Below are 23,906 nucleotides of genomic sequence, written 5' to 3'. Positions count from 1 at the left end.
GGTGAACTATGTTGCATTTGTTATGCGTACCGGCAGGCTGCAGTGCTTCCTCTGATTTTTTTGCGAAAGCTCTGCAGCAGGAATACGGACGTTCCATGCTGGTTACATCTTCTACTGTTTTAGTACAGAAAGCCCGTATGCAGGGCGTTAATGCGGTCAATTTTGATTATCTGGCCAATGCGGTTCTGCGGCGGTGCGGGCGGTTACATGTGCGCCGAATCAGCCGTAAGGCACAGGAACTGATTGTGGGGAATATTCTGCAAGCGTTACAGGAACAGGGGCGGCTTCCCTATTTTGAGAAGCTGATTGCCAAAAAGGGCTTCCTGCGCTCTGTCACGTCCTTAATGGACCAACTGGGCAGCTGCGGAGTTACACCGGATGAAATTGCGGATGCGTTTGCCCACTGGGACGGGCGCTCCGGCTCATACAGGCAAAAAGACAGGGAGTCGGCAGAACTTTACCGTGAGTATATCCGTTACCTGATTGCCCATGATGTATATGATGTGGCCGGCATGTACCGGCTGGCGGCGGAAAAACTGGAAACACTGATACAGGCAGAGGGCGCGTTGCAATGGGACACCCTGTTCTTTATGGGGTTCTATCAGTTCGATGCCTGGCAGCTTTCCATTATCCGTTCCCTCAGCCGGCTCTGTGACGTCTGGATCGCATTGCCCTATGAAGCCGTAAGGCCTGAATTATACGGTGCTACGGAGTTTACATACGGGGATTTGATGCGGCAGGCTGTATTGGAACAGGTAACATTGCATGCAGGGCCGCAACGGAAACCGTCCCTGCAGCATCTTGTAAGTACGTTGCGTGCTCCGGAAATAAAGCCGGTCCCGGCAGATTCCGCCATTGAAATCTGGCAGACGGAAGACCGTCAGGAAGAGATGCGGGCGGTGTTGCGTGACATCAAGAAACTGTTGCGCGGGCAAACGGTGAAGGCGGATGAAGTGGCTGTGGTCGTCCGTCGTATGGAAGATTACAGCGGACTGCGGGCACTGTGCGATGAATACGGGATCCCGGCGCAACTCCGGGGCAGCGCAACGTTGGCAGCCAATCCGGTCTTCCGTTGTATCGTTACGCTGTTGTCATCCGTTTCCCTGCACGGGAGAGAACAGGCAGAGGCCTGGAGCGATTTGCTGGCACAGCCGCTGCAGCGCATTGCCCTGGGGCTTCCTACCCAGATTGCAACGGAAATCGCAAACGCACATTACTATACGGACTGTAAGACGTTTGTAACAGAGGCTTTGCAGAAAACAGACTGTACTCCTCTGCAGGACCTTTGGCAGACCTTTACAGAACTTAAACCGGAAGCGACTGTAGAGGAATACTGTGAAAAAATCCTCGGCATTTTGTCCGTTGCAGAGTTAAAAGTCAAAGCAGGTCAGTTGTATAAAGAAGGGCAGATTACGCTGACGGGCTTCAAAAACATAGCCTGTGCCCATGACGCCCTGACCTTACTTTTGCAGAGTCTGCCCCAGGATTACCTTGCCGGGGGCTGTGGTAACAAAAAACTATCCTGTGCCCTTTTTACGGAAGCGTTAACCGAGAAGGCGGAGGGTATATCCCTGAACCTTCAACCGGAAAATCAGGAAGGGATTGCAGTCCTGTCAGCCGTCAATCTGGAAGAGGCTGCTTTCAGGCAGGTCTATGTCCTGGGATTGAGGGAACACGAATTCCCTCTTTTCAAACATGAAAACTGGCTTTACAGCGACAGGGAACGGGCCGACCTTACCGCCCTGGGTATCGGGCTGCCTTCTTCCGCTGACGGATACCGGGAGGATATCCGTTTCTTTGCCAATGCCTGTGCTGCGGCATCGGAACGCCTCGTACTGACATTTTTTACCGATGATGAGCAGGGCGCTTCCCCTTATATCGCGGAAGTACAGTCTCTGTTTACCGATTTGAAGATTCAGGTGAAAAAAACGGAACGGGAAATCGCTGACAGCCTTTCGACCCGGGAACTGGAACTGGCGCTGGCCCGGGAAGGGCAGGCAGACTTTTTGCGGCAGTTGGCGGAAGGCATTACCGAAGCAGGTGGCAGCGACCGGAAACGGCTTACCAACGAAACAGGCTGGAACGGCAATCTGGGGGATTCGGAACTGCTCCGGCAGGTGGAACGGCAGATTGGGGACCGGTTCAGCGCTTCCAAACTGGAAACCTACCGGGGCTGTCCTTTTCGGTTCCTGGTGAGCTATGTGTGGCAGCAGCAGCCGGCGGAAGAAGTGGAAGAGGATATGGACCCTGTCCGGCGGGGTAGTCTGCTGCACAAAGTGCTGGAAAAATTTATCAGCAATCATCTGGGGGAACCGTTGCAAACGAGCCGGCAGGAGGAACTGCAGGCAGAACTGGACAGGCTCTTTTCTGAAACCTGGCATGAGTTTGCGGAGCAGGGGCAGCTCTATGCGGGGGACTTTTGGCAGCATGACAAGGAACAGCAGCGCCTCCTGTTGCAGCAGTGGCTGCACAAAGAAATCGCTTACAGTGAAGCGGGATCCCTGCGGCCAGTCTTTACCGAAATGGAATTCGGGCGTGGCAGCACTAATCTGATGCCACTGGAAATCAACGGGCGGCGCATTTTCCTGAACGGCAAAATTGACCGGATCGACAGAGCCGGCAACTCATTTTATATAACTGATTACAAAAGCAGTCAGGCTCCGAAAAAGGCGGATTTCCTGGATACGAATCTTCAGCTTCCCCTGTATATCCTTGCGGCGGACAGGCTGGTGGCTGCCAAAGAGGGCGGCACTGTCACCGGAGGCGGTTACTATGTCCTGAAGGACGGGGAACGGAAGGAAAGCTTTCTGTTTTTGAATGCGCATGACGGGAAACCTCCCTGGCAGACCTATTCAGAAATGCAGGATACAGACGGGAACAAGATCCCGGTTACCGATATAACGGTTTTGCAGGAAAAAACGGAACAGGTTCTGGCAGATACCCTGCATTGTATGGGGCAGGGAGGGTTCCGTCCCACACACACGGACAAGTGTGACGCTTACTGCCCGGCAGCGAAAATCTGCCGTTACCGAATTTTACAGCCGGATCCGGGCGGGGAGGAACGCCATGAGTGAATTGCAGTTTACGCCTGCGCAGGAAAGGGCGATTCATTGTATAGATACAAATGTTGCGGTCTCTGCCGGCGCTGGCAGCGGGAAAACCCGTGTCCTTGTGCAGCGCTTCCTGTACCTGATAAGCCGGGGGGCTTCCCATCCGGAAGAAACCGTACTTCCCCGTGAAATACTGGCGGTTACCTTTACCCGGAAAGCTGCGGCGGAGATGCGGGACCGAATCCGCAGGGAAATGGAACGAAAACTGGAAGCGGGGCAGGACCGGGCCTACTGGGAACAGCAGCTGAAAGGGCTGGACCAGGCCCAGATCGGTACAATCCACAGTTTCTGCAGCAGCCTGCTGCGGGCGAATCCGGTAGAGTGCGGTCTGGATCCGGACTTTACGGTGATGGAAGAAACCGATCATGACGAGTTTCTGGCAACCGAAGTCAGAAACAGGCTCCGCCGCCTGCTGCATGAACAAGACGAAGCGGCCTGCCTTCTCTGCGATGAATACGGCAGCCGCAGCCTGCTGGAACAGACCGTGTCTCTTTTGCAGAAAGGCTTTACGCTTACTGTGGGAACAACGGCCCATATTTATCAGGAAGCAGTGGCGGAATCAGACCGGGAAGCGGAAAAGCTGCAAGCCGTGCTTACGCCGGATTTTGTGTCAGCCTGTTCGCCCGTCAACCGGGCTTTACTGGAAGCTAAACTGGAGCAAATCCGCAACGCTTTATCCGATATAACTAAACAGGAAAACCTTGAACTCTTTCAGGCTGTTGGCAAAAGCCTGAAGCGCACAGGCAAAAATAAGGCCGATATAGACCGGGTCAAACAAGGGCTGGACCTTCTGCTGTCCCGTCCTATTAACCTGAAAGCGCTTTCTCTGGCGCCGGCCTGGGAAACCTTTTTGCTGCAGATGCAGGAAAACATCCGGATGCAAAAGCAAAAGCTGGGCCTTCTTGCGTTTGATGATCTGGAAGATCTTGCCCTTGCGCTTCTGGAAACGCATCCTGCTGTTTTGGACAAATGCAGACGGCAGTTCCGGTACATCATGGTTGACGAATTTCAGGATACCAATGATCGCCAGCGGCAGCTGGTGTATCTTCTGTGCGGGGGTAACAAAGATATACTGCAGGGAAACCGTCTCTTTGTGGTGGGCGATGGCAAGCAGTCCATATACCGCTTCCGGGGAGCGGATGTCAGTGTGTTCGCCCGGGTTCGGAATGAGATTACGGCTGCAGGCGGCGAGCTCATCCAGTTAAATGACAATTTCCGTACCGTGGACTCTGTACTGCAGCTTTGTAACGGAGTCTTCCCGGAACTCATGGGAACGGAAGAGACCCGGGATGTATATTATGAAGCTTTGCAATCTCACCGGGAGGCCGGACCGCAACCGGAGTTCTGCCTTCACTGTTATGCCAAAGATCTGTCTGCAGAGGAAGCCCGACGGGCGGAAGCAGATTGGCTGGCTATCCGCCTCAGGGAGTTGCACGGCGCCGGACTGGCTTACCATGATATGGCCATCCTGCTGCAGAACATGACCCATGTTTCACTCCTGACAGAGGCCCTGCAGAAGCACAAGGTACCCTGTGCGGTGGTTGACGGGCGGGGGTTTTATGACCGGATAGAGGTACAGGACCTGTTAAACCTGTTTTCCTTTGCCGTCAATCCCCACGACAATCAGAACCTGGCGGGGGTTCTCCGTTCCGTTTATATGGGGCTGGATGACGAAACTTTGACCCGAATCCACCTGGCATTGGTAGAAATGAATAAAGAAAACCGGGCGGCTTCGCTATCTGGAACATCGGTAACAACGAATGGCACGTCTGCTAATTCCGGGACGGCGGAGACAGACAACAAACCAATATCCCTGTGGGACTTTTTGCTGAAGGTAAAAACGGATTTAGATTCGACAGCGTCTTTGGATTTGACAGAATCTGTTGATGGAGTGAGGAGCGCAGAATTGGCATTGTCTCCCGAGGCAAAAGCGGCCCTGCACAGGGCTGTCACGCTTCTGAGGCAGATACTGTCTTCCGGCACTGTTCTGAATCTGCCGGATTTCTGCAGGGAACTGCAGAACCTGCTGCATCCGGAAACGATCCTTGCGATGCAGCGTGACGGGGAGGAACAACTGGCGAACCTTCGTAAGTTCTTCCGGCTGGCGCACGAATTCAGCACACAGAAACAGGGTGGTATCCGGGATTTTGTAACCCGGGTAACGCGGCTGCAAAAAGCAAAGAATAAAGAAGCGGCGGCAACGGTGGCGGCAGATGACGCGGTGCAGGTGATGACCGTCCATAAATCAAAAGGGCTGGAATTTCCGCTGGTTGCCGTGCCTTATCTGGATGCACCGTTCCAAAACGATGACCAGAATGCAGTCTTTCATCCGGTGCTGGGCCTGGGTATCTCCCTTCGGGATGCGGCAGGCAAACTGGTTCCCGGTAAAGTGCTGGAGCAGATTCGGGAAGAGAATAAAACAAAAGAGGAGGAAGAAAAGATCCGCCTGCTGTATGTGGCTCTGACCCGGGCTAAAGACCGGCTGGTCCTGTCGGGTATCCGGAAAGATACAAAGAATCCTTCTACTGCAACCCATTGGCTCAACTGGCTGGATCAGGGACTGGAGTGTAATAGTACCCTGGCAGAGCGGAAAGAAAACCGGGTTGCGCCTTCCACCGTTTCCGGAGAAGGGGATACGTCTGCTTCTCCGGTGCCGGAGCTTTCGGAAGAGATGAAAAGGCATCTGCTGGAAGGAGCCGCGCCACTGGAAACCTACGGCGGTCGTGGGATGAACCGGTTCTCCGCTTCTTCACTGAATACTTATGACACATGTCCCCGAAGGTATTATTATCAGTTTATTGAAAATATACCGCCCCTGGATACCCGGGAAAAGCAGGGGAAGCGCCTGCCGCCTGATGTACTTGGCAGTCTGGTACACCAAGTGCTGGAGCAATACGCAAAATGGCGCATGGAAAACGGGTTTGCGGAGGATGATACCGTTTGGACGGCGTACTACCGGGATGTGGCAGAAGAACTGGCCAACGGTCGTTTTGACCTGACGCAGGAGGCTGAAACCATGCTGCGCGAGTACCTGCATTCGGACTTATACCGTTCTTTTGCCTCCAAACAGAAATTTGCGGAATACGAATTCCAGGTGCAGCTGCAGGATGGGGAACATCGCTTTTTAATTACGGGATTCATAGACGCAGTGGCGGAAATCAGCCGGGGTGAACTGGTCATTATCGATTACAAATCCGGACAGCCGCCCCGGGAAGGAGAAGTCCGTAACGGTTATGCCTGGCAGCTGGCATTATACAAGATGGCGTTGGAACGCCTGCTGCAAATTAAAGGAAAAGATTCTCTTTCAGTGACAGGGGCTTCCCTGCACTTTTTACGGAACCGGAGCGAGTGGGTTCTGCCCGGGCAGGATTATCGGCAGGAGATTCTGAAGGTTTGCAGGGAGATTGCCCGAAAGAAAACGGAAAACGATTTTGCGCATAATACGGAGCACTGTCCTTACTGCCCCTTTGCCTACATGTGCAATAAGTGAGTAGTAAATTTTTAGTGAAATATTAACAAAAAAGCACTATGGCAGATAAAATGTGGTACAATATGAATTGATAGGTAAAATAGATAGTTTATGGATATAGCTGTTAACGTATGTCATTGTAAGCGAAAAGGAGTGGTATAAATGGCAAATGTATCCCAGGAAACTATGATGTTTAAAAGAAACCGCGAAAAGACTCCGGTTGAGCAGACAATCCGGGAAGTCTGTGAAGCGTTAAAAGAAAAGGGATATAATCCCAAAGACCAGCTGGTGGGTTATCTGCTTTCCGGCGATCCTACCTATATTACCAGTTATAAGGATGCCCGTAATAAACTGCGCCAGTATGAAAGATATGAATTGGTGGAAGCCCTGCTGGACAGTTATCTTACATCGCTTCAGTAAAAGGATGGCATCTTGATGAGAAGCATGTCATTGGACTTAGGGAGCCGGACCATCGGCGTGGCCGTCAGTGACCTGACAGGAATGATAGCCAATGGGGTGGAAACCATACGAAGGACATCTCCGGAACGAGATTTTGCAAGGATTGGTGAACTGCTGAACGAATGGGAAGTTGGAGAGATCGTTCTGGGGTATCCCAAGAATATGAATGGAACGATTGGCGAAAGGGCGAAGCTTTCGGAAGCATTTGCGGAAGAACTGCGAAGCCGTTTTGCTGACGTTACTGTTGTATTGTGGGATGAGCGGCTTTCAACGGTAGCGGCGGAACGCGTCCTGATTGATGCGGATATGCAGCGCAAAAAACGGCGCAAAGTTATCGATATGATGGCCGCCGTGGTAATACTGCAAAACTATCTGGACAGTAAAGTGCTGCGAGGCGGAACAGCGGTCCGGGACGGCAGTGACTGCTGATGACGGGAAACCGGGTTTGCCGATAGAACAGGTGAAGAAACGTGGAAGTAATTTCCTCAAAACAAAAAATAATCATGGGAGGGGCGCTGGCAGTTTTAATTGCCATTGCCCTTGTTATTAAGTTTGGCGGCGGCGCGGCTGCACGGATGGCAGAGCAGATGCTGGAGAGGCAGAACATCGTAGCCGGAACGCTGACATATGAAAAAATCAATGCCGGGTTTGCCGGAGATGTTGAAATACGGAATCTTGTCTGGAAAGCTCCAAACGGAGATGTGAAGCTGGAGATACCGCTGGCCACTGCTTCCGTGAATTTTTTTGATACGCTGCGTCAGGGTGGCGGTGTAGGCGCCGTAACCAATATCGTTTTTAACAGCCCCAGATTTTACGGAACCTATGAAGAAGGCAAGGGGCTTGACCTGTTAAACCTGCTGCTGCTTGCCGGCGATGAAAAAAAGCAGACGGACGGGAAGAAACAGGAACCTTCCAGGCCAACCAGATTCAGGGGACTGATTGAAGTAAAAGATGGGTATGTAGGGCTGAACTCTAACGGTAAAAAGGTTCGGCTGGATAAAATGAATGCCCAGATGACGTTTAAACAGTATCCCCAGCTACGGGCCAGCGCGACGGCCAGCAAGGAAAACTGTGACGTGGTCCTGAACATGGTCTACGAGAACGGAACCGCTCAGGTGACAGGGGAAGCGAAAAATGCTGCTGTGACGGACGTGCTTGCCATGTATCCGGATCTGAAGCATATAAAGGTTACATCCGGCGTCATTCCTACGGTAAATATTGCCGCTTCCAAAGACCGGGATGGCTGGCACATACGGCTTGATGGCAAACCGCGCAACCTTTCCGGCCAGTTTTTCGGCATGGCGTTTACCGAAGGGGAAGGAAGCTTTACGGCCGACAGGGATAAAACCGACCTGCATACGTTACAGGCCAATGTAAACGGTATGCCGGTCTTGTTGCGGGGTACGATTAAAAGCGGAAGGGCTACGCCTCTTCCTCCGGGTTTTGATTTGACGTTTTCCGCGGGTTATTTTAAAACGCAGGCTTTAAGCAAAGGCCTGAATCTTGATGATGCTTCTGTAGAATTCTCCGGCAAACTGACAGGGACGGCTGTGGAACCTAAAATAGAAGGGAACTTCAGAAGCAATTACCTGTATGCAGCGCCGTTGCAAATGAACAATTTACATGGTGAGTTTGTCTGGGACTCCGGCAAGCTGGTGCTGAAAAAAGCAGAGGCGCTGGGAGCCGGAACGAATGTATCCGTGAATGGCTATCTGAACCCTGTTACGGGAGAGTATGACTTTAATCTTTCGGGAAATAATCTGGATGCTGCTCAGATGACAGATAATCGGATCACCGGGGTCCTTCAGGCAGAAGCCCGCATTACAGGACGCGGTCAGGCTGACTCTGCGACGGGTAACGGGCAGTTTGTCATGCAGAAAGGGCGTTATTATTACACAAAAGGCAATCTTCGGAGTGATGATATCCGGCTGTTGGAAGGTGATATTGTCATTCAGAACGGAATGTTTGGAACCCAAAATGCCATAATGAAGATTGGACGTACAAAATACAGTATTTCTGTGGTGGCAGGGGATAAGGATGCAGCCGAAATCAAGTTGGGGCAGAAAGTATCTTCGTCGCTGTTTTAAACATAGTATGACTTGATTATTCTGTCTGACTGAAAAGAACAGGCAGGAACAGTATACTGATAATTAGCAGGAATCTGGTAGTTTTATTATTCATGAAACAGGGAGGATCATTATGACTGAAAAAGACGTTGCGGAAGTAATGGAAGAAGAAACCATTGAGACCTTTGAATTTACGGATGAGGAAGGGCAGGATCATTGCTTTGTGGTAGAAAGCAGGTTCAAGGTTGGTAAGGACGATTATGTGGCCCTGCTGGAAGTAGATCCGTCTATCTTTGCAGAAGAGGAAGAAGAATGTGACTGTGACCACGATCACGCCCACCATGAAGAGTGTGACTGCGACCATGATCATGATGCAGGAGAGGAAGACGAAGAACCGAATATCATCCTAGCTAAAATCGTTACGGATGAAAACGGTGAAATCGATATCCAGGTTCCTTCTGACGAAGAGTTTGAAAAGGCAAGGATTGCCTATGAAGCATTGGAAGCATAACCAGTGTAAATAACATGACGGCATTATGACCAAGCCCATGTAATTAAGACAACGGAGGAAACAGAGTTGTTTAAACGCGTAATCCCATTGTTGCTTGCCCTGACGTTGATGTTGGGACTGGGTGCTTATTGGCTGCTGTATTATACCGGCAACAATACGGAATTTGCGAAGGGACATCGCTACCTTGTTACAATCAAACCGGGGATGACTACGGCGGATATTGCCGATTTGCTTCACAAGAAGCATTTGGTGAAGACGCCGGAAGCCTTCCGCATGGAAGCGCGCCTGCGGGGACTGGCCGGAAAACTGGAAGCCGGACGATATGAAATTGTAGGCGGTATGTCCAACAGTGAAATTGTCAGCATCCTTTCAAAGGGGCAAACCTATAATGTCAAATTCACGGTTCCGGAAGGCTTTAATGTAGTGAAAACCGGACGCAAGCTGGAAGCGGAAGGTCTGGGCGATGCTAAAAAATTCGAAGAAGCGGCCCGGAATTATACTCCGTATCCCTATATGGAAACAAAAAATCCGGATGTCATTTTCAAAGCAGAAGGGTTTATTTTTCCTACTACCTATCAACTGGATCCGGATATGACGGAAAAGGATATTCTGGCGCTTATGGTCCGGACGTTTAATACGGAAATGAACCGGGAGAATATCCCGGCTCTGGCCAGGGAAAAGAACATGAACCTGCGGGATCTGATAAACCTGGCGGCCATGGTGGAACTGGAAGCTGTCTATCCGGAAGAGCAGGCCCGCATTGCCGGTGTATTCCTGAAACGGCTTCATATCTACATGCCTATCCAGTCAGATACAACCATCCAGTATCTGCTGGGCACCCAAAAAGAAGAAGTTACCATTGCAGATACCCGGATTAAAAGTCCTTACAATACGTATCAGAATCCCGGCCTGCCTCCGGGACCTATCGCGTCCCCCGGCATAGATGCCATCAAGGCCTGCCTCAACCCGGAAGCTACGGAATACCTGTATTTTGTGGCGGAAAAGGATGGGCATCACCGTTTCACCAAAACCTACGGGGAACACCTGAAAGCCATTGCAGACATACACAAGGACGATACTAAATGAGACGAATACAAAAACCGGAGCTTCTGGCTCCTGCAGGCAATATGGAAAAACTCCATATGGCACTGCTTTATGGCGCTGATGCGGTCTATCTGGGTGGGAAAATGTTCGGCCTGCGGGCCTTTGCCAGCAATTTTTCCCTTGCGGAAATGGATGAGGCGGTGGCTTTTGCGCACAGTCTCCATAAAAAAGTCTATGTGACGGTTAATATTTTTGCCCACAATGAAGACATCAACAATCTGCCGGACTACTTGCGCAGCCTGCAGGCAATCGGGATCGACGCCCTGTTGATTTCAGATTTTGGTGTGTGGTCCGTGGCCAGGGAAATCATTCCGGAGATGCCGCTGCATGTAAGCACGCAGGCTAACACCACCAACTGGGCGGCGGTCAAAGCCTGGGAAAATCTGGGTGCCAGCCGCGTAGTACTGGCCCGGGAGCTGTCGTTTACAGAAATGAAAGAAATCGGCAGCAAAACGGAAGTTGAGCTGGAAGCCTTTGTACACGGAGCTATGTGCATTTCCTATTCGGGGCGATGCTGGCTCAGCAGTTACCTGACCGGTCGGGACGGGAACCGGGGCGCCTGTGCTCAGGTTTGCCGTTGGAAATTCAATCTCACCGAGAAGAACCGTCCCGGTGAAGTATACGACGTGGCAGGGGATGAACAGGGCACTTATATCATGAATTCTAAAGACCTGTGCCTGCTGCCGTACCTGCTTCAACTCATGGAAGCCGGTATCTGCAGTTTTAAAATAGAAGGACGAATGAAAAGCGCCCATTATGCAGCCAGTGTGGTCAGCGTATACCGGAGGGCCATTGACGCCTGCTGGCGTGACCCGCAACATTACACAGTGAAGCAGGAATGGCTGGATGAACTGGAAAAGGTATCACATCGGCCCTATACTACCGGTTTTGCCCTGGGAAAACCGGATGCCACAGCGCAGGTCTATACCACATCTTCCTATTTGCAGACACATGAATTTGTGGGACTGGTGCGAGACTGGGATAACGGTCGGCTTACGGTGGAACAGCGCAATCACATGAAAGAGGGGGAGACGTTGGAAGTATTCTGTCCAGACGGGAGCCTTCGTACTCTGGTACTGAAGGAAATGCGGAATCAGGATGGAGAACCCATTGTCGCCGCGCAGCATCCTCAGATGGTCTTTACCTGCCAGGCGGCGGAAAGCATACCTGAATCTGCCATCCTGCGCCGGAAGATACCGTAAGGAATGAGTCAGCATTCCTAAGAAATGGCGGATTTGTGGCTGAAAGTGTCTTTCCCAAACGGATGTCTGAAATTTCTAGTGGCGCAATTGCCGAAAGTGTGATAAAATATTATGACATTACTATAGTGGCAGAAGAAGGTATGTATTTTTATGGAACGAATCGGGAAGATATTTAAGTTCATGAAAGAACATGGCTTAGAATGTATTGCGATTAAGGATATCTATACTATTCGTTACCTTACGGGTTTTACAGGTGATTCCAGCATACTGTACGCGGATGACCGGGTCGCTGTACTGATTACAGACGGACGCTATACTGAACAGGCGCGTTCAGAATTAAAGTATTGTCGTGTGATGGAGTATAAGGCTGACCATAGTAACAGTATCTGGGAAACCGTGGCCGGACTGGTTGGAACTAACCGGAAGATGGGCTTTGATGGGGAGGCATATTCTTATGACGATGCCAAAGCACTGCAAACATCGTTGCCGGAAACAATCGAACTGGTCAGTGTAAGTCTTCGTTCTTTGCGGTCGGTAAAAGATGAACGGGAACTGGAATGTTTGTGGCAGGCTTCCAAAATTGCCGACGGAGCCTTTGAACGGCTGTTAAAAGAAATCAAGGCTGGCATGACGGAAAAAGAACTGGCAGCCCGGTTGGAGTATTATATGCGAAGCCTTGGGTCGGAAGGTGTATCTTTTGACACAATCGTAGCTTCGGGTCACCGCAGTGCGTTGCCTCACGGAGCGCCAACAGACAAGGTGATAGAAGTAGGCGACTTTGTTACGTTCGATTTTGGCGCCATGTATAATGGCTACCATTCGGATACGACACGTACCGTTGTAATGGGCATGGCGAATTCCTGGCACCGGGAAATTTACACAGTGGTACAGGAAGCTCAGTATCGCGGCATGAAAGCAGCCAAACCCGGAATTACCGGGAAAGAACTGGACGCGGAGATTCGTGGGTACATAGAGTCCCGGGGTTACGGTAAATATTTTAACCACGGGCTGGGGCACGGTGTAGGACTGGAGATTCATGAACTTCCGAACATTAACAGCAGAGGCGATATCCCGCTGGAGGAAGGCATGGTGTTCAGTATCGAGCCCGGTGTTTATATCCAGGGCCGTGGCGGCGTACGAATCGAGGATACGGTGGTTCTTACAAGGGAAGGGGCCCACAGCCTGACTACCCTGAAAAAGATCTTGACGGAGATTGTATAAAATTTTTATAAAATAATATATAAAAACTGATTTAATCAGACACACAGGAGGATGTATCTATGGTATCTACCAACGAGTTTAAAACTGGTCTGACTGTCACTATCGACAATGACCCCTGGCAGGTTGTGGAATTCCAGCATGTAAAACCGGGCAAGGGCGCGGCGTTTGTGCGGGCAAAAATGCGCAATCTGTCTACCGGCGCTGTTGTTGAGCGCACCTTTAATGCCGGTGAGCGTTTGCCGAAAGCAAATATTGAACGCCGCATCATGCAGTACTTGTACGAAAGCGACGGAAGCTTCGTATTCATGGACAACGACACCTACGAACAGACTGAACTCAGTAAAGAACAGATTGGCAACGGCATCAATTTCCTGAAAGAAAACATGGATGTCAAAGTCATTTCGTATCAGAACCGTATTCTGGGCGTAGAACTGCCGAACACGGTAGAACTGGTAGTTGTAAAGACCGAACCCGGCATTCGGGGCGATACCGCTACCGGCGGCAGCAAACCGGCCACCATGGACACCGGTTATGTTGTTAAGGTGCCTCTGTTTATCAATGAAGGGGATCATCTGCTGATTGATACCCGCAGCGGCGACTATATCCAGCGGGCATAACCGCCGGTACATGTGTGCGGTGGTGATGCTGTGCACGGCTGTCTGTCCAATTCACAGTTTATGAACTGAAAAGGACTTCTGAGAAGGAAGTCCTTTTTTTGTTAGAGAATTCGGGTTGTTTCCTTTAATTTTTATGCAGAGTATGGTATAATAATTCATAATTTAAAAATGGGGAAGTTTGTCATTTTGGAGGTACAGATGGCGGACGAAAAAGGGAAAAAACCATATCCGAACCAGCCTGATATGGATAGCCAGGCTGAAGAGGAAGAAGATTTGGGCTATATTGAACTTGCAGACGATGTGATTGCTATCGTGGCAAGCCTGGCTGCTCTTGATGTTCATGGAGTCGTTTCCATGAGTACAGGGTTCCGGGAAGGAATCAGTAACTTTCTGGGCAAGAAGAGTCTGGCTAAAGGGGTTCGTGTCAAAGTTACCGGGCGTAGCTGCCGGGTTGCAGTCTATGTGACAGTGGAATACGGCTGTAATATACCGGAGGTGGCCATGAAGCTCCAAAAAAAAGTGAAGAGCGCTATAGATGAAATGACAGAGTATACCGCAGAATTTGTGGATGTTCATATTGAAGGTGTAAGGCGCAGGGAAAAGAGTGAGCTGGAAATCAGCTTCAATAATCCGGATGAAGGGAAGCCGGGCAGTATTTTTAACTAGACCACGAGGTTACAGGAAGCCCGCCGGGCCTGTCCTGGAGAAAAACGAAACAGTTGGTTTGAAATAAGGAGTGAATGCTATGGGAATACCGGACCGAATTATATTGACCTTATATACGTGCCTGATGGCTGTGTTTGCAGTGACGCTGATTATGATTACGATGGGAATGATCCCTCCTGACTTTTTCCGCAGAGTAATTGTTGCCCTGCCGGGAAACTGGGAGTTTGCCATTGGTGGCGCGATACTGTTCATTATCAGTGTGCGGCTGTTACTGGCTGGCATCGGTGTGTTGGGCGGAAGTAACTCACTGATTCTGGACGATGCGGATTCCGGCAAGACCGTTGTTTCCAAGCGGGCATTGGAAGACTATATCGCGGACATTGCCCAGGAAGTCTATGGAATCTATGGTGTGAAAGTGGTTGTGGAAATGGAAGACAAGACCACGATTAACGCCCGCATCCATGGTTCGCTGGAACCGGGGGTCAATGTATTTGAAATCACGGAGGAGGTCAAGGATAACGTTAGGGAGACCATCAAAAAGGTCGTAGGGCTGGAAGTAAAAAATATCGAATTGTTTTTCAAAAAGATAAAGAACAGCGGAAAGGAAAAGTGAGTTTAAGGAGGTACAGCGATGTTTAAAGATATATTCACCGACATCTGGCTTAACTACCGCGGCCGCTTCTTATGCTCGCTGACCGGTCTGGTCATCGCTTCGTTGTTTTTGACCGTGGGTTTCTTTCGGACGTTGTTTTTATTACTGTTTGTCGGCGGCGGCTTCTTTATCGGTTACAAAATTGATAAGAAGGAAGACCTGGCAGAATGGCTGGACCGGCTTCTGCCGCCGGGTTATCATAAATAACAGGCCCGCGTGAGCATCACATGCTGTGGGCAACATTTCGGACTGTCGTAAACAGAACGTAGAATAATAACTGAACGGAGGATTCATTTATATGATTCGCAGAGTCGCCAGGGAAATGGTGTTACAGAGTTTGTTCCAAATGGATTTTACCCAGGCCGAACCGGCGGAAGCGCTGGCTATTGCCCTGGAGGTACAGCAGGATGAAGAAAAGAGCGAAGAAGCGTCCAAAGCAGTAAAATATGCTGAAAAAGTATTAAAAGGCACTGCGGAAAAACTGGAGGAAATTGATGCCCTTATCGGGAAATATGCCATCAACTGGGATGTGAAGCGGATGCCTGGCATCGACCGCAACATTTTGCGCATGGCTGTTTATGAAATGCGTTTTGCCGAAGAAAAGGTGCCCGTGAACGTGGCTGTCAATGAGGCCGTGGAACTGGCCAAAATGTTTGGTACGGACAAGTCCGCAAGATTCATCAACGGCGTTTTGGGCAAGCTGATGCGTGAAGAAAAATAAAGAAACAAGACTTGCAGGTAAGCAGGTTTGCTGCAGTAATACAAAGGCAATGCAATGAAGCCTGCACGTCTTAACGGAAGAAGTACAGTATGACAGAAGAAGTTTACCTTGGTATCGATACCAGTTGTTATACCACCTCACTGTTTTTTATGAACCGACAGGGACAGAAAGTCGCTGAAGCAAGGCGTATTCTGAAGGTGAAACCGGGCGGCTGCGGACTGCAGCAGAGTGAGATGCTCTATCAGCACACCCGTAACCTGCCGGAGCTGATGGAAGAAGCGGTACAGGGACATGCGTTTTCCATGCTGGGGATTGGTGTTTCTGCTAGGCCCCGGCCCCGGGAGGATTCCTATATGCCCGCCTTTTTGGCAGGGCAGGGCTTTGCCCGTTCCCTGGCAGCGTTATACAGCATTCCTTTGTGGCAGATCAGCCACCAGGAAAACCATTTGGAAGCGGCAATGTGGTCAGCCAAAGGACCGGATACAGATCGGTTCCTGTTTCTTCATGCCTCCGGGGGGACTACTGATTTATTGTTGGTTGAAAAAATGGATATGTTTGGACCTGACGCCACAGGTGGTTTACCTGTGGCTGATATGGCTCAGGCCGAAGAGAATGCAGTCGGCACTGCAGTACCGACAAATCCGAAAGAAAAAGTTGTTGCCAATTATAGGTTGACAGAAATCGGCGGCAGTCTGGACCTGCATGCCGGTCAGTTTGTGGATCGGGCAGGCGTGGCTCTGGGACTGGATTTCCCTGCGGGGCCGGCTCTGGAAAAGCTGGCAGAGCAGCACACAGAGATTATGGAGATTCCTGTTTCCGTACATAAAACAAACGTAAGCTTTTCCGGTCCCTGTACCTGGGTGCTTCGTCAAATCGAACATAACAACTTTGCTGCAAATATTGCGGCCGGTGTACAGTGGGGACTGGCAGAAACCTTTGTCCGCATGATTCGGAACGGAGCAGCGGAACATCAAGTAAAAGATGTAATCCTGGCTGGCGGCGTGTCTGCCAATCAATGGATACGCAACCGCATCATCGAAAAACTGTCCAGGCGGCAGATAAAAGTCTGGCTGCCGGAAAACCGCTACAGCGGTGACAACGCTTCTGGCTGTGCAGCTTATGCGCGGCGACAGCAGGAAGGGTAAAAAACAATTACTACAGCACCGATATATAAACAAGACTTAGGCTCAGGCTGTCCGCAATCGCAGGTTGCGCTTTACGACAACAGATTACAAACCTTGGGGAGAAATCATGGCTGAAGTCCATACCTATACCGTCACGGAAATGAACCACCTGATTAAAAATCTGGTGGAAGGCAGCGGTCTCGTTGCCAATGTGCAGGTCCGTGGCGAAATCAGCAATTTCAAACGCTATCCCTCCGGGCACTGCTATTTTTCCTTAAAAGATGAAAACGGCGTGCTGAAATGTGTCATGTTCCAGCGTCAGGCCCGGCAGCTGATAAAATATCCTGTCAACGGAGACACTGTTTTGGCCATCGGTCATATAGGCATCTATGAGCGGGACGGGGTGTACCAGCTGTACACGGATATGCTGATTGAAGAAGGTATCGGCAGTCTGATGCAGGCCTATGAAAAGCTGAAAAGCAAACTGGAAGCGGAAGGCCTGTTTGCTGCAGAGCGGAAAAAAGCAATCCCGGCTCATCCCCGGACGGTGGGTATCATTACTTCCCCGGCAGGGGCGGCAGTGCGGGATGTGATTACCGTGTCCCGGCGAAGAAATCCCGGGGTGAAGCTGCTGTTATATCCGGTGCAGGTTCAGGGCAAGGCCGCGGCGGGGGATATCGCCCATGCCATTCGCTTCATGAACCGGCATCAGCTGGCGGATGTACTTATTGTAGGCCGGGGCGGCGGTTCCATGGAAGACCTGTGGGCCTTCAACGAAGAAATCGTAGTCCGGGCCATAGCAGCGTCGGTGATTCCGGTGATTTCTTCTGTGGGTCACGAAACGGATTTTACTCTCAGTGACTTTGCAGCAGACCAGCGGGCAGCTACGCCGTCCCAGGCGGCGGAACTGGCGGTAGAAGATACCCGGTTGCTACGGCGGCAGGTGGTGGACAAAAAGCAACGTCTGACCCTCGCCATGAACCGTATGCTGCAGCAAAGAACAGAGACATTGCAGCGGCTTATGCGAAGCCGTATGCTGCAGGATCCTCTCCGCATCACAGACAGAGCAGAAGAGCGACTGGACAAAGCATTGATGAAGTTACAACAGACACTGCCCCGGCGTCTGGAAAATCGGGAATTACGGTTGCAGCAGGCCATGAAAGCGCTGCAGCGTCCGGAAAAACTGTTGCTTGAGCCGGAGCGAAGAGTACGGCAGGCTTTAAGAATGTTACAGCATCCCGAACATCTGCTGACCAAACCGGAACAAAGGCTTGCCACAGCACAGAAAACTCTGGATAAACAAAAAACACTCTGGGAACCCTTCGAAATGAAATTTCAGAGTACGTGGAATGCGCTTATTACACTGGCAAAAGATCTGACTGCGTCACAAGAACAGCAACTTTTACTGCTGGCTGCCCATTTGGACGCGGTGAGCCCCCTGAAGATTTTAGGAAGAGGATACTCCTTTACCAGTAATGAACAGGGAAAAATCATCAAATCTGTAAATGACGTGCACTGGGGCGAAGAAATCAGGACAAGGCTTCAAGACGGGGAAATCTGCTCCGTGGTGCAGGAGGTCATACCAAGGACAGAGAATTCAAAACCCGTTAACTAAACGAATAGAATAATAATCCAAGTTAGATACTATAATAGTTTGATTCAGCAGTGTTTTCCTTTAAAAACAGAAAGGCGCGACGAATATGGCAGCAAAAAAGATTAACAAAAATATGAAATTTGAAGAAGCCCTGGCAGAACTGGAAGCCGCAGTGGAAAAACTGGAAAGCGGTGACCTGCCGTTGGAAGAGGCCATTGAAGAATTCCAGAAAGGCACGGAACTGAGCCGCATTTGCATGGAAAAACTGAAGGTTGCAAAAGCAGCCGTGCAGAAACTGGTAGTAAGTCCCGTAAACGATGATAACTTCCATACAGAAGAGTTTGAGGAGCCGGACGAGGAGGAGTAATGCTTGCCGGTGCTTTTTGTGAACGACTGCGTCAATGCCTCTCGACGTAGTTCCACTGCATCGGCGAGTCATTTCCATGTCCTTCGCAAAAATCACCTGGCAATCACACAGTCAACAACAGGAGGAACAGATGGACTTTCAGCAATACTACGACACCCGCAAAAAGCTGGTTAACAATTTTTTGGAAAAACGCATGGAAAAGCGGGGCATCTCCAACGTGGACGATGCCATGAAATACAGCCTGTTGGCGGGGGGAAAACGCCTGCGTCCCATTTTGCTGATGGCTACAGCGGAAGCGGTGGGAGCCAACGGCTACGATTACCTGCCCGCAGCCTGCGGACTGGAAATGATTCATACTTATTCCCTGATTCACGATGATTTGCCCTGCATGGACAACGATGACTACCGGAGGGGCCGCCTTACCAACCACAAGGTTTTTGGGGAGGCCATGGCGGTGCTGGCCGGGGACGGTCTGCTTACCCTGGCTTTTGAAGTGATGCTGGAACAGCGGAACGTGAAGCCTTCTACCTTGGTAGAAGTAGTTCACGAAACCGCCATGTGTGCCGGCAACTTTGGCATGGTAGGAGGACAGGCCCTGGATTTGGACGCGGAGAACCGGCAGATCACGGCCAAAGAATTAAAGACCCTCCACGAAGGAAAAACCGGCGCCATGTTCATCGCAGCCGTGCGGGGGGGCGCCCACCTGGCGGGAGCTACGGACGAACAGCTCCTTGCCCTGACCCGTTTTGCGGAACTTATCGGCCTGGCCTTCCAAATTGAGGACGACATTCTGGATGTGACCAGTACCGCGGAAGAACTGGGCAAACCCATTGGCAGCGACGAGAAAAACAACAAGTCAACCTATGTTTCTCTTTTCGGACTGGAAACGGCCCGGAAGATGGCAGATGAAACGACAAAAGAAGCTCTGGCCTGCCTGGATTCCTTTGGAGAAAAAGCAGAAGCCCTGCGGGAAATCGCTAAGCTGATGACTAACCGTAAGAACTGAGCGCGTGTTGCTCGTTCGCTGCAACATTGCTGTTCAGGCAGCGTAATCTACAGGCGCAACGCATACGCGCCAACGTTTCACATAACTCTCACACGGTGACGCACAGCGTCTTTGCCTCCTTTGTGGCACAGGCGCTTTCGCGGCGCCACATAAAACAGTAATCAACTGAAAGGTAAAACCCAATGTCTGATAAAATTCTGGACAGAGTCAACAGCCCCCTGGACCTGAAAACTCTCACACTGGCGGAAATGAATCAGCTGGCGGCGGAAATCCGGCAGATGATTATCGAAGTCGTGTCCAAAAACGGAGGGCACCTGGCTCCCAATCTGGGGGCCGTGGAACTGACCATTGCCCTGCACAGGGTCTTTGACTCTCCCAAAGATAAGCTTATATTTGATGTAGGACATCAGGCCTATATTCATAAAATTTTAACAGGACGAAAAGCAGCCTTTCCCACTCTGCGCAAGTACAAAGGTCTTTCCGGCTTCCCCAAACGGCAGGAAAGCGAGCACGACGCCTTCGGTGTGGGTCATTCTTCCACGTCCCTTTCGGCGGCGGATGGCATTGCGGCGGCCCGTGACCTGAAAGGCGAGGACTTTCAGGTGGTGGCTGTCATCGGCGACGGCGCCATGACAGGCGGTATGTCCTTCGAAGCCCTCAACCATATCGGGGATACCAAGCGAAGGCTCATCATCATCCTCAACGATAACGAGATGTCTATCTCCAAAAACGTGGGAGCCATGTCCCAGTACCTGTATCAGCTGCGCACCGGGGAGACCTACAATAAGCTGAAGCGCAATGTGGAAAACTGGCTGGGGGATATGAAGCACGGTGACGATGTGCTGGAAGTTATCGAACGGGTGAAAGGCGGGGTCAAATACCTGGTAGCCCCTGAGTCCATGTTTGAGCATCTGGGTATTAAGTACTTCGGCCCTGTGGACGGCCATGACATCGAGGACCTTCTGCCCATGCTGACGGCAGCCAAACGGGAAGACGGCCCGGTGTTGATTCACGTCATTACCAAAAAAGGTAAGGGCTACGCCCCTGCGGAAGAACGGGCCAACGAATTTCACGGAACGGGCCCTTTCGATATTGCTACCGGAAAGAAGATCAGCAAACCCGGGGCGCCGCCTACTTACACCAGCGTCTTTGGCAAAACCCTGGTGGAACTGGCGGAAAAAGATAAATCCATTGTAGCCATTACGGCAGCTATGCCCGACGGCACTGGAACCAACCTGTTTGCCAAACGTTTCCCGGACCGCTTCTTTGACGTAGGCATTGCGGAACAGCACGCGGTGACTTTCGCCGCAGGGCTGGCTACGGAAGGCATAAAACCTGTGGCAGCCATTTACTCTACTTTCATGCAGCGGGCTTACGACCAGGTGATTCACGACATCTGCATGCAGAACCTGCCGGTGAAGCTGTGTATGGACCGGGCCGGCCTGGTAGGGGACGACGGCTATACCCATCACGGGGTCTTTGATTATGCCTACCTGATTCCCATGCCTAACATGACAGTGATGGCGCCTAAAGACGAAAACGAGCTGCGGCACATGCTGTGGACAGCCATAGAATACAACGACGGTCCTATCTCCCTGCGCTATCCCAGAGGCAGCGGCGTGGGAGCGGATCTCAGTGAACCCCTGCACACACTGCCCATCGGTAAGGCGGAGACCCTGCGGGAAGGCAGCGACCTTACCATATGGGCTATCGGCAGTATGGTGGCGGAAGCCGAAAAGACCGCGGACCTGCTAACCGCAAAAGGTATCAGCGCCGGTGTAGTGAACATGCGCTTCGCCAAACCTCTTGACGAGGACCTGCTTTGTGAAAATGCAGCCAAAACTCACCGTATCGTCACCATGGAAGAAGGGGTATTGAAAGGTGGCGTAGGGGATGCAGTGATGGAAGCCCTGAACAGTTACGGTCTGTTGCATATGACCGCCGTGCTGCCCTTTGGCATTCCGGATGAATTCATCTCACAGGGTGACAGGAAACTGTTGCTGCATGACATCGGACTGATGCCGGAACAGATGGCGGAGAAAATTTCTCATTGGTTATAGAAGTGATTCATATGGATAAACCGAAAAAGATCCGTCTCGACACTTTTCTCGTAGAACAGGGCTTTTTTGAAAGCCGGGCTCGGGCACAGGCAGCCATCATGGCGGGACAGGTGCTGGTGGACGAACAGAAAATAGATAAACCGGGTACCACCGTGAAAACGGAAGCAAAAATCCGTCTTCTGGGGGACCAATTAAAATATGTAAGCCGGGGCGGGCTGAAACTGGAAAAAGCCCTGCAGGTGTTTCCCGTGACAGTAACCGGCAAAGTGATGGCAGATATCGGCGCTTCTACCGGGGGCTTCACAGACTGTGCCCTGCAGAACGGGGCAAGCAGAGTCTACGCCATCGACGTGGGGTACGGTCAGTTGGCCTGGAAGTTGCGCAATGACCCCAGGGTCATCAACATGGAACGGACTAACGCCCGCACACTGGACGAGCACAGTCTGCCGGAACAATTGGATGCGACCTCTATCGACGTGGCCTTCATCTCGCTGGATAAGATTCTGCCTGCGGTGAAAAAACTGCTGGCGCCCGACGCCTTTGTTCTTGCTCTCATTAAGCCCCAGTTTGAAGCAGGAAAGGAACACATCGGCAAAAAAGGCGTGGTGCGGGACCCGGAAGTGCACAAAGAAGTCATCCGGCGCATCATTACTTTGGCACAGGAAGAAGGATTCACTATCGGCGGTCTGGACTTTTCTCCGGTAAAAGGTCCGGAAGGAAACATCGAGTATCTGTTGTACCTGACTACCGGAAGTGGGACAGGGGCTGGCAAAGTTGATGGGACACAAGCGGGTCGGGACAAGGTTGTGCCGGAAGTGCAAAACACTGCACTGTCTGTCGATATTGATGCTATTGTAACCGCTTCTCATGCTGCACTGGATAAGTAACTCAAAAACGCAGTATCCTGTATTGCAAATGCTTATTCAGCACTCCGGGTAATTTACTAAAAATAACCGCAGATGCTTCCGGTGCGGCTGCGGTGTCAAAGGAAGTAATCATGGATAACATACGTCTTGGGATTTTCCCCAACATGAGCATCGTCAAGGTGCGTATTCATTTTGAAGCGATTCTGGCTCTGTGCCGCAAATACAAGATCACGGTAGTACTGCCGGACAAGCTTGCGGAAATGTACAGTCTGGAACCCTTTGCCGGACGCAATTCCCAGCTGACGGCAGCTGTTTCTCTGGGAGGTGACGGCACGTTCCTGCGCATGGCCCGGGATATGGTGAAAATCAATGTGCCGGTCTTCGGCGTAAACTTCGGCCATCTGGGATTTCTGGCAGAAATTGAATATGATACGATGGAACAGGCGTTCCAGCTGCTGACGGATGGCAGGTATTCCATTGAAAAACGCTGTCTGTTGCAGGCCCAGACCTTTGCGGAAGGCAGAAAGACTCCGCAAAACGAGCTGGCTATCAACGAATTTGTAGCAGCCCGCAGTAACCTTTCCACCACCAACCACATGGAACTGTATATCAACGGGAAGCCTTCCGCACGGTATGCTGCGGACGGGCTCATCGTGGCCACAGCCACCGGTTCTACTGCCTATTCGCTTTCCGCGGGGGGGCCTTTGGTACAGCCTGGCATGGACGTCATGGTCATCACACCCATTTGCGCTCACTCTCTGGCCACCCGGCCTCTGGTCATTCCTGCTACGGAAGAGGTGGAAATCCGCCTGCTGCCCCGGAACACCAGTCCCATGGCCCTTTCGGCTGACGGGATACCGGTATGCGAAATCGGACAGAAGGATGTTGTAAGAATCTCAAAGAACCGCCAATTTCTGCGGCTGTTACGGCTGACAGATAAGAGTTACTACGAGACCTGGCAGGAAAAATTGATAAGAGACTTATAAGCTTGCCGTTTTTATCTATGGCTGCGTTGTTTTCTTGACGTAGTGCCACAGCGGATACGATTCATTCCTTGTTTTTGGCACAATCACACGGCAATCATTCTTTTA

The 23,906-nt window shown here is 51.1% G+C and carries 21 protein-coding genes; all 21 read left to right on the top strand.

Translation table 11 applies throughout. From position 1 onward, the window contains the following. Positions 1-8: 8 nt before the first annotated feature. The 21 genes from QZV31_RS05335 (at position 9) to QZV31_RS05235 (ending at position 23,801) form a co-directional block, all read left to right on the top strand. The gene (locus tag QZV31_RS05335; protein ID WP_295358810.1) at positions 9-3,074 is read left to right on the top strand and encodes a PD-(D/E)XK nuclease family protein; all 3,066 of its coding nucleotides are present in this window, start codon (positions 9-11) and stop codon (positions 3,072-3,074) included. Continuing rightward, positions 3,067-6,600 (top strand): UvrD-helicase domain-containing protein, encoded by a 3,534-nt coding sequence (locus tag QZV31_RS05330; RefSeq protein WP_295358808.1) that lies wholly within the window; start codon positions 3,067-3,069, stop codon positions 6,598-6,600. Before QZV31_RS05335 ends, QZV31_RS05330 begins: the two co-directional genes overlap by 8 nt. A gap of 141 nt (positions 6,601-6,741) precedes the next feature. After that, positions 6,742-6,999 carry an IreB family regulatory phosphoprotein gene (locus tag QZV31_RS05325; protein ID WP_093730514.1) on the top strand — a complete coding sequence of 86 codons (258 nt, stop codon included), beginning with the start codon at positions 6,742-6,744 and terminating at the stop codon, positions 6,997-6,999. Positions 7,000-7,014: 15 nt separating this feature from the next. Further along, positions 7,015-7,467 (top strand): Holliday junction resolvase RuvX, encoded by a 453-nt coding sequence (gene ruvX / locus QZV31_RS05320; protein ID WP_093730515.1) that lies wholly within the window; start codon positions 7,015-7,017, stop codon positions 7,465-7,467. A gap of 41 nt (positions 7,468-7,508) precedes the next feature. Then, on the top strand, positions 7,509-9,125 hold the full coding sequence (locus QZV31_RS05315) for a hypothetical protein (protein ID WP_295358805.1): 1,617 nt from the start codon (positions 7,509-7,511) through the stop codon (positions 9,123-9,125). Between the two features lie 112 nt (positions 9,126-9,237). Next, entirely contained in the window at positions 9,238-9,615 is a 378-nt protein-coding gene (locus QZV31_RS05310; RefSeq protein ID WP_295358803.1) for a DUF1292 domain-containing protein, read from the top strand. A gap of 66 nt (positions 9,616-9,681) precedes the next feature. Continuing rightward, positions 9,682-10,701: an endolytic transglycosylase MltG gene (mltG, locus tag QZV31_RS05305; protein WP_093730518.1), complete on the top strand. Its 1,020-nt coding sequence runs from the start codon at positions 9,682-9,684 to the stop codon at positions 10,699-10,701. Between the two features lie 5 nt (positions 10,702-10,706). Further along, positions 10,707-11,921: a U32 family peptidase gene (locus tag QZV31_RS05300; RefSeq protein ID WP_366508691.1), complete on the top strand. Its 1,215-nt coding sequence runs from the start codon at positions 10,707-10,709 to the stop codon at positions 11,919-11,921. A gap of 150 nt (positions 11,922-12,071) precedes the next feature. Next, positions 12,072-13,142, top strand: a complete 1,071-nt coding sequence (locus tag QZV31_RS05295) for an aminopeptidase P family protein (protein ID WP_295358800.1) — start codon at positions 12,072-12,074, stop codon at positions 13,140-13,142. Positions 13,143-13,201: 59 nt separating this feature from the next. After that, entirely contained in the window at positions 13,202-13,759 is a 558-nt protein-coding gene (efp, locus tag QZV31_RS05290; RefSeq protein ID WP_093730520.1) for an elongation factor P, read from the top strand. 198 nt (positions 13,760-13,957) lie between these two features. Continuing rightward, positions 13,958-14,425 (top strand): Asp23/Gls24 family envelope stress response protein, encoded by a 468-nt coding sequence (locus tag QZV31_RS05285; protein ID WP_295358797.1) that lies wholly within the window; start codon positions 13,958-13,960, stop codon positions 14,423-14,425. A 79-nt stretch (positions 14,426-14,504) separates the two neighbouring features. Continuing rightward, the gene (amaP, locus tag QZV31_RS05280) at positions 14,505-15,038 is read left to right on the top strand and encodes an alkaline shock response membrane anchor protein AmaP (protein WP_093730522.1); all 534 of its coding nucleotides are present in this window, start codon (positions 14,505-14,507) and stop codon (positions 15,036-15,038) included. 18 nt (positions 15,039-15,056) lie between these two features. Beyond that, the gene (locus QZV31_RS05275) at positions 15,057-15,284 is read left to right on the top strand and encodes a DUF2273 domain-containing protein (RefSeq protein WP_093730523.1); all 228 of its coding nucleotides are present in this window, start codon (positions 15,057-15,059) and stop codon (positions 15,282-15,284) included. A 91-nt stretch (positions 15,285-15,375) separates the two neighbouring features. Next, a complete protein-coding gene (nusB, locus tag QZV31_RS05270; protein ID WP_295358792.1) occupies positions 15,376-15,798 on the top strand; it encodes a transcription antitermination factor NusB in 423 nt (140 codons plus the stop codon). 89 nt (positions 15,799-15,887) lie between these two features. After that, positions 15,888-16,943, top strand: coding sequence for an O-sialoglycoprotein endopeptidase (locus tag QZV31_RS05265; protein WP_295358790.1), 1,056 nt, complete (start codon positions 15,888-15,890; stop codon positions 16,941-16,943). A 106-nt stretch (positions 16,944-17,049) separates the two neighbouring features. Beyond that, positions 17,050-18,537: an exodeoxyribonuclease VII large subunit gene (xseA, locus tag QZV31_RS05260; protein WP_295358789.1), complete on the top strand. Its 1,488-nt coding sequence runs from the start codon at positions 17,050-17,052 to the stop codon at positions 18,535-18,537. Positions 18,538-18,622: 85 nt separating this feature from the next. Beyond that, positions 18,623-18,883 carry an exodeoxyribonuclease VII small subunit gene (gene xseB / locus QZV31_RS05255; RefSeq protein WP_093730527.1) on the top strand — a complete coding sequence of 87 codons (261 nt, stop codon included), beginning with the start codon at positions 18,623-18,625 and terminating at the stop codon, positions 18,881-18,883. Between the two features lie 130 nt (positions 18,884-19,013). Beyond that, entirely contained in the window at positions 19,014-19,889 is an 876-nt protein-coding gene (locus tag QZV31_RS05250) for a polyprenyl synthetase family protein (protein WP_295358787.1), read from the top strand. Between the two features lie 182 nt (positions 19,890-20,071). Next, the gene (gene dxs, locus QZV31_RS05245; protein WP_093730529.1) at positions 20,072-21,949 is read left to right on the top strand and encodes a 1-deoxy-D-xylulose-5-phosphate synthase; all 1,878 of its coding nucleotides are present in this window, start codon (positions 20,072-20,074) and stop codon (positions 21,947-21,949) included. Positions 21,950-21,960: 11 nt separating this feature from the next. After that, the gene (locus QZV31_RS05240) at positions 21,961-22,836 is read left to right on the top strand and encodes a TlyA family RNA methyltransferase (protein ID WP_295358785.1); all 876 of its coding nucleotides are present in this window, start codon (positions 21,961-21,963) and stop codon (positions 22,834-22,836) included. Between the two features lie 110 nt (positions 22,837-22,946). Beyond that, complete coding sequence (locus QZV31_RS05235; RefSeq protein WP_093730530.1) at positions 22,947-23,801, top strand: NAD(+)/NADH kinase; 855 nt, start codon at positions 22,947-22,949, stop codon at positions 23,799-23,801. Positions 23,802-23,906: the final 105 nt, after the last annotated feature.

The organism is uncultured Succiniclasticum sp. (assembly GCF_902793885.1).
Lineage (GTDB): Bacteria > Bacillota > Negativicutes > Acidaminococcales > Acidaminococcaceae > Succiniclasticum.
This window is presented reverse-complemented; position numbering and strand designations above follow the sequence as displayed.

What these genes read in the sequence shown, in the direction of transcription:
- xseB (WP_093730527.1), top strand. Translation starts at nt 18,623, where the DNA reads ATGGCAGCAAAAAAGATTAACAAAAATATGAAATTTGAAGAAGCCCTG.
- QZV31_RS05325 (WP_093730514.1), top strand. Translation starts at nt 6,742, where the DNA reads ATGGCAAATGTATCCCAGGAAACTATGATGTTTAAAAGAAACCGCGAA.
- QZV31_RS05250 (WP_295358787.1), top strand. Translation starts at nt 19,014, where the DNA reads ATGGACTTTCAGCAATACTACGACACCCGCAAAAAGCTGGTTAACAAT.
- xseA (WP_295358789.1), top strand. Translation starts at nt 17,050, where the DNA reads ATGGCTGAAGTCCATACCTATACCGTCACGGAAATGAACCACCTGATT.
- amaP (WP_093730522.1), top strand. Translation starts at nt 14,505, where the DNA reads ATGGGAATACCGGACCGAATTATATTGACCTTATATACGTGCCTGATG.
- nusB (WP_295358792.1), top strand. Translation starts at nt 15,376, where the DNA reads ATGATTCGCAGAGTCGCCAGGGAAATGGTGTTACAGAGTTTGTTCCAA.
- QZV31_RS05235 (WP_093730530.1), top strand. Translation starts at nt 22,947, where the DNA reads ATGGATAACATACGTCTTGGGATTTTCCCCAACATGAGCATCGTCAAG.
- efp (WP_093730520.1), top strand. Translation starts at nt 13,202, where the DNA reads ATGGTATCTACCAACGAGTTTAAAACTGGTCTGACTGTCACTATCGAC.
- QZV31_RS05240 (WP_295358785.1), top strand. Translation starts at nt 21,961, where the DNA reads ATGGATAAACCGAAAAAGATCCGTCTCGACACTTTTCTCGTAGAACAG.
- ruvX (WP_093730515.1), top strand. Translation starts at nt 7,015, where the DNA reads ATGAGAAGCATGTCATTGGACTTAGGGAGCCGGACCATCGGCGTGGCC.
- dxs (WP_093730529.1), top strand. Translation starts at nt 20,072, where the DNA reads ATGTCTGATAAAATTCTGGACAGAGTCAACAGCCCCCTGGACCTGAAA.
- QZV31_RS05275 (WP_093730523.1), top strand. Translation starts at nt 15,057, where the DNA reads ATGTTTAAAGATATATTCACCGACATCTGGCTTAACTACCGCGGCCGC.
- QZV31_RS05285 (WP_295358797.1), top strand. Translation starts at nt 13,958, where the DNA reads ATGGCGGACGAAAAAGGGAAAAAACCATATCCGAACCAGCCTGATATG.
- QZV31_RS05265 (WP_295358790.1), top strand. Translation starts at nt 15,888, where the DNA reads ATGACAGAAGAAGTTTACCTTGGTATCGATACCAGTTGTTATACCACC.
- QZV31_RS05295 (WP_295358800.1), top strand. Translation starts at nt 12,072, where the DNA reads ATGGAACGAATCGGGAAGATATTTAAGTTCATGAAAGAACATGGCTTA.
- QZV31_RS05335 (WP_295358810.1), top strand. Translation starts at nt 9, where the DNA reads ATGTTGCATTTGTTATGCGTACCGGCAGGCTGCAGTGCTTCCTCTGAT.
- QZV31_RS05310 (WP_295358803.1), top strand. Translation starts at nt 9,238, where the DNA reads ATGACTGAAAAAGACGTTGCGGAAGTAATGGAAGAAGAAACCATTGAG.
- QZV31_RS05330 (WP_295358808.1), top strand. Translation starts at nt 3,067, where the DNA reads ATGAGTGAATTGCAGTTTACGCCTGCGCAGGAAAGGGCGATTCATTGT.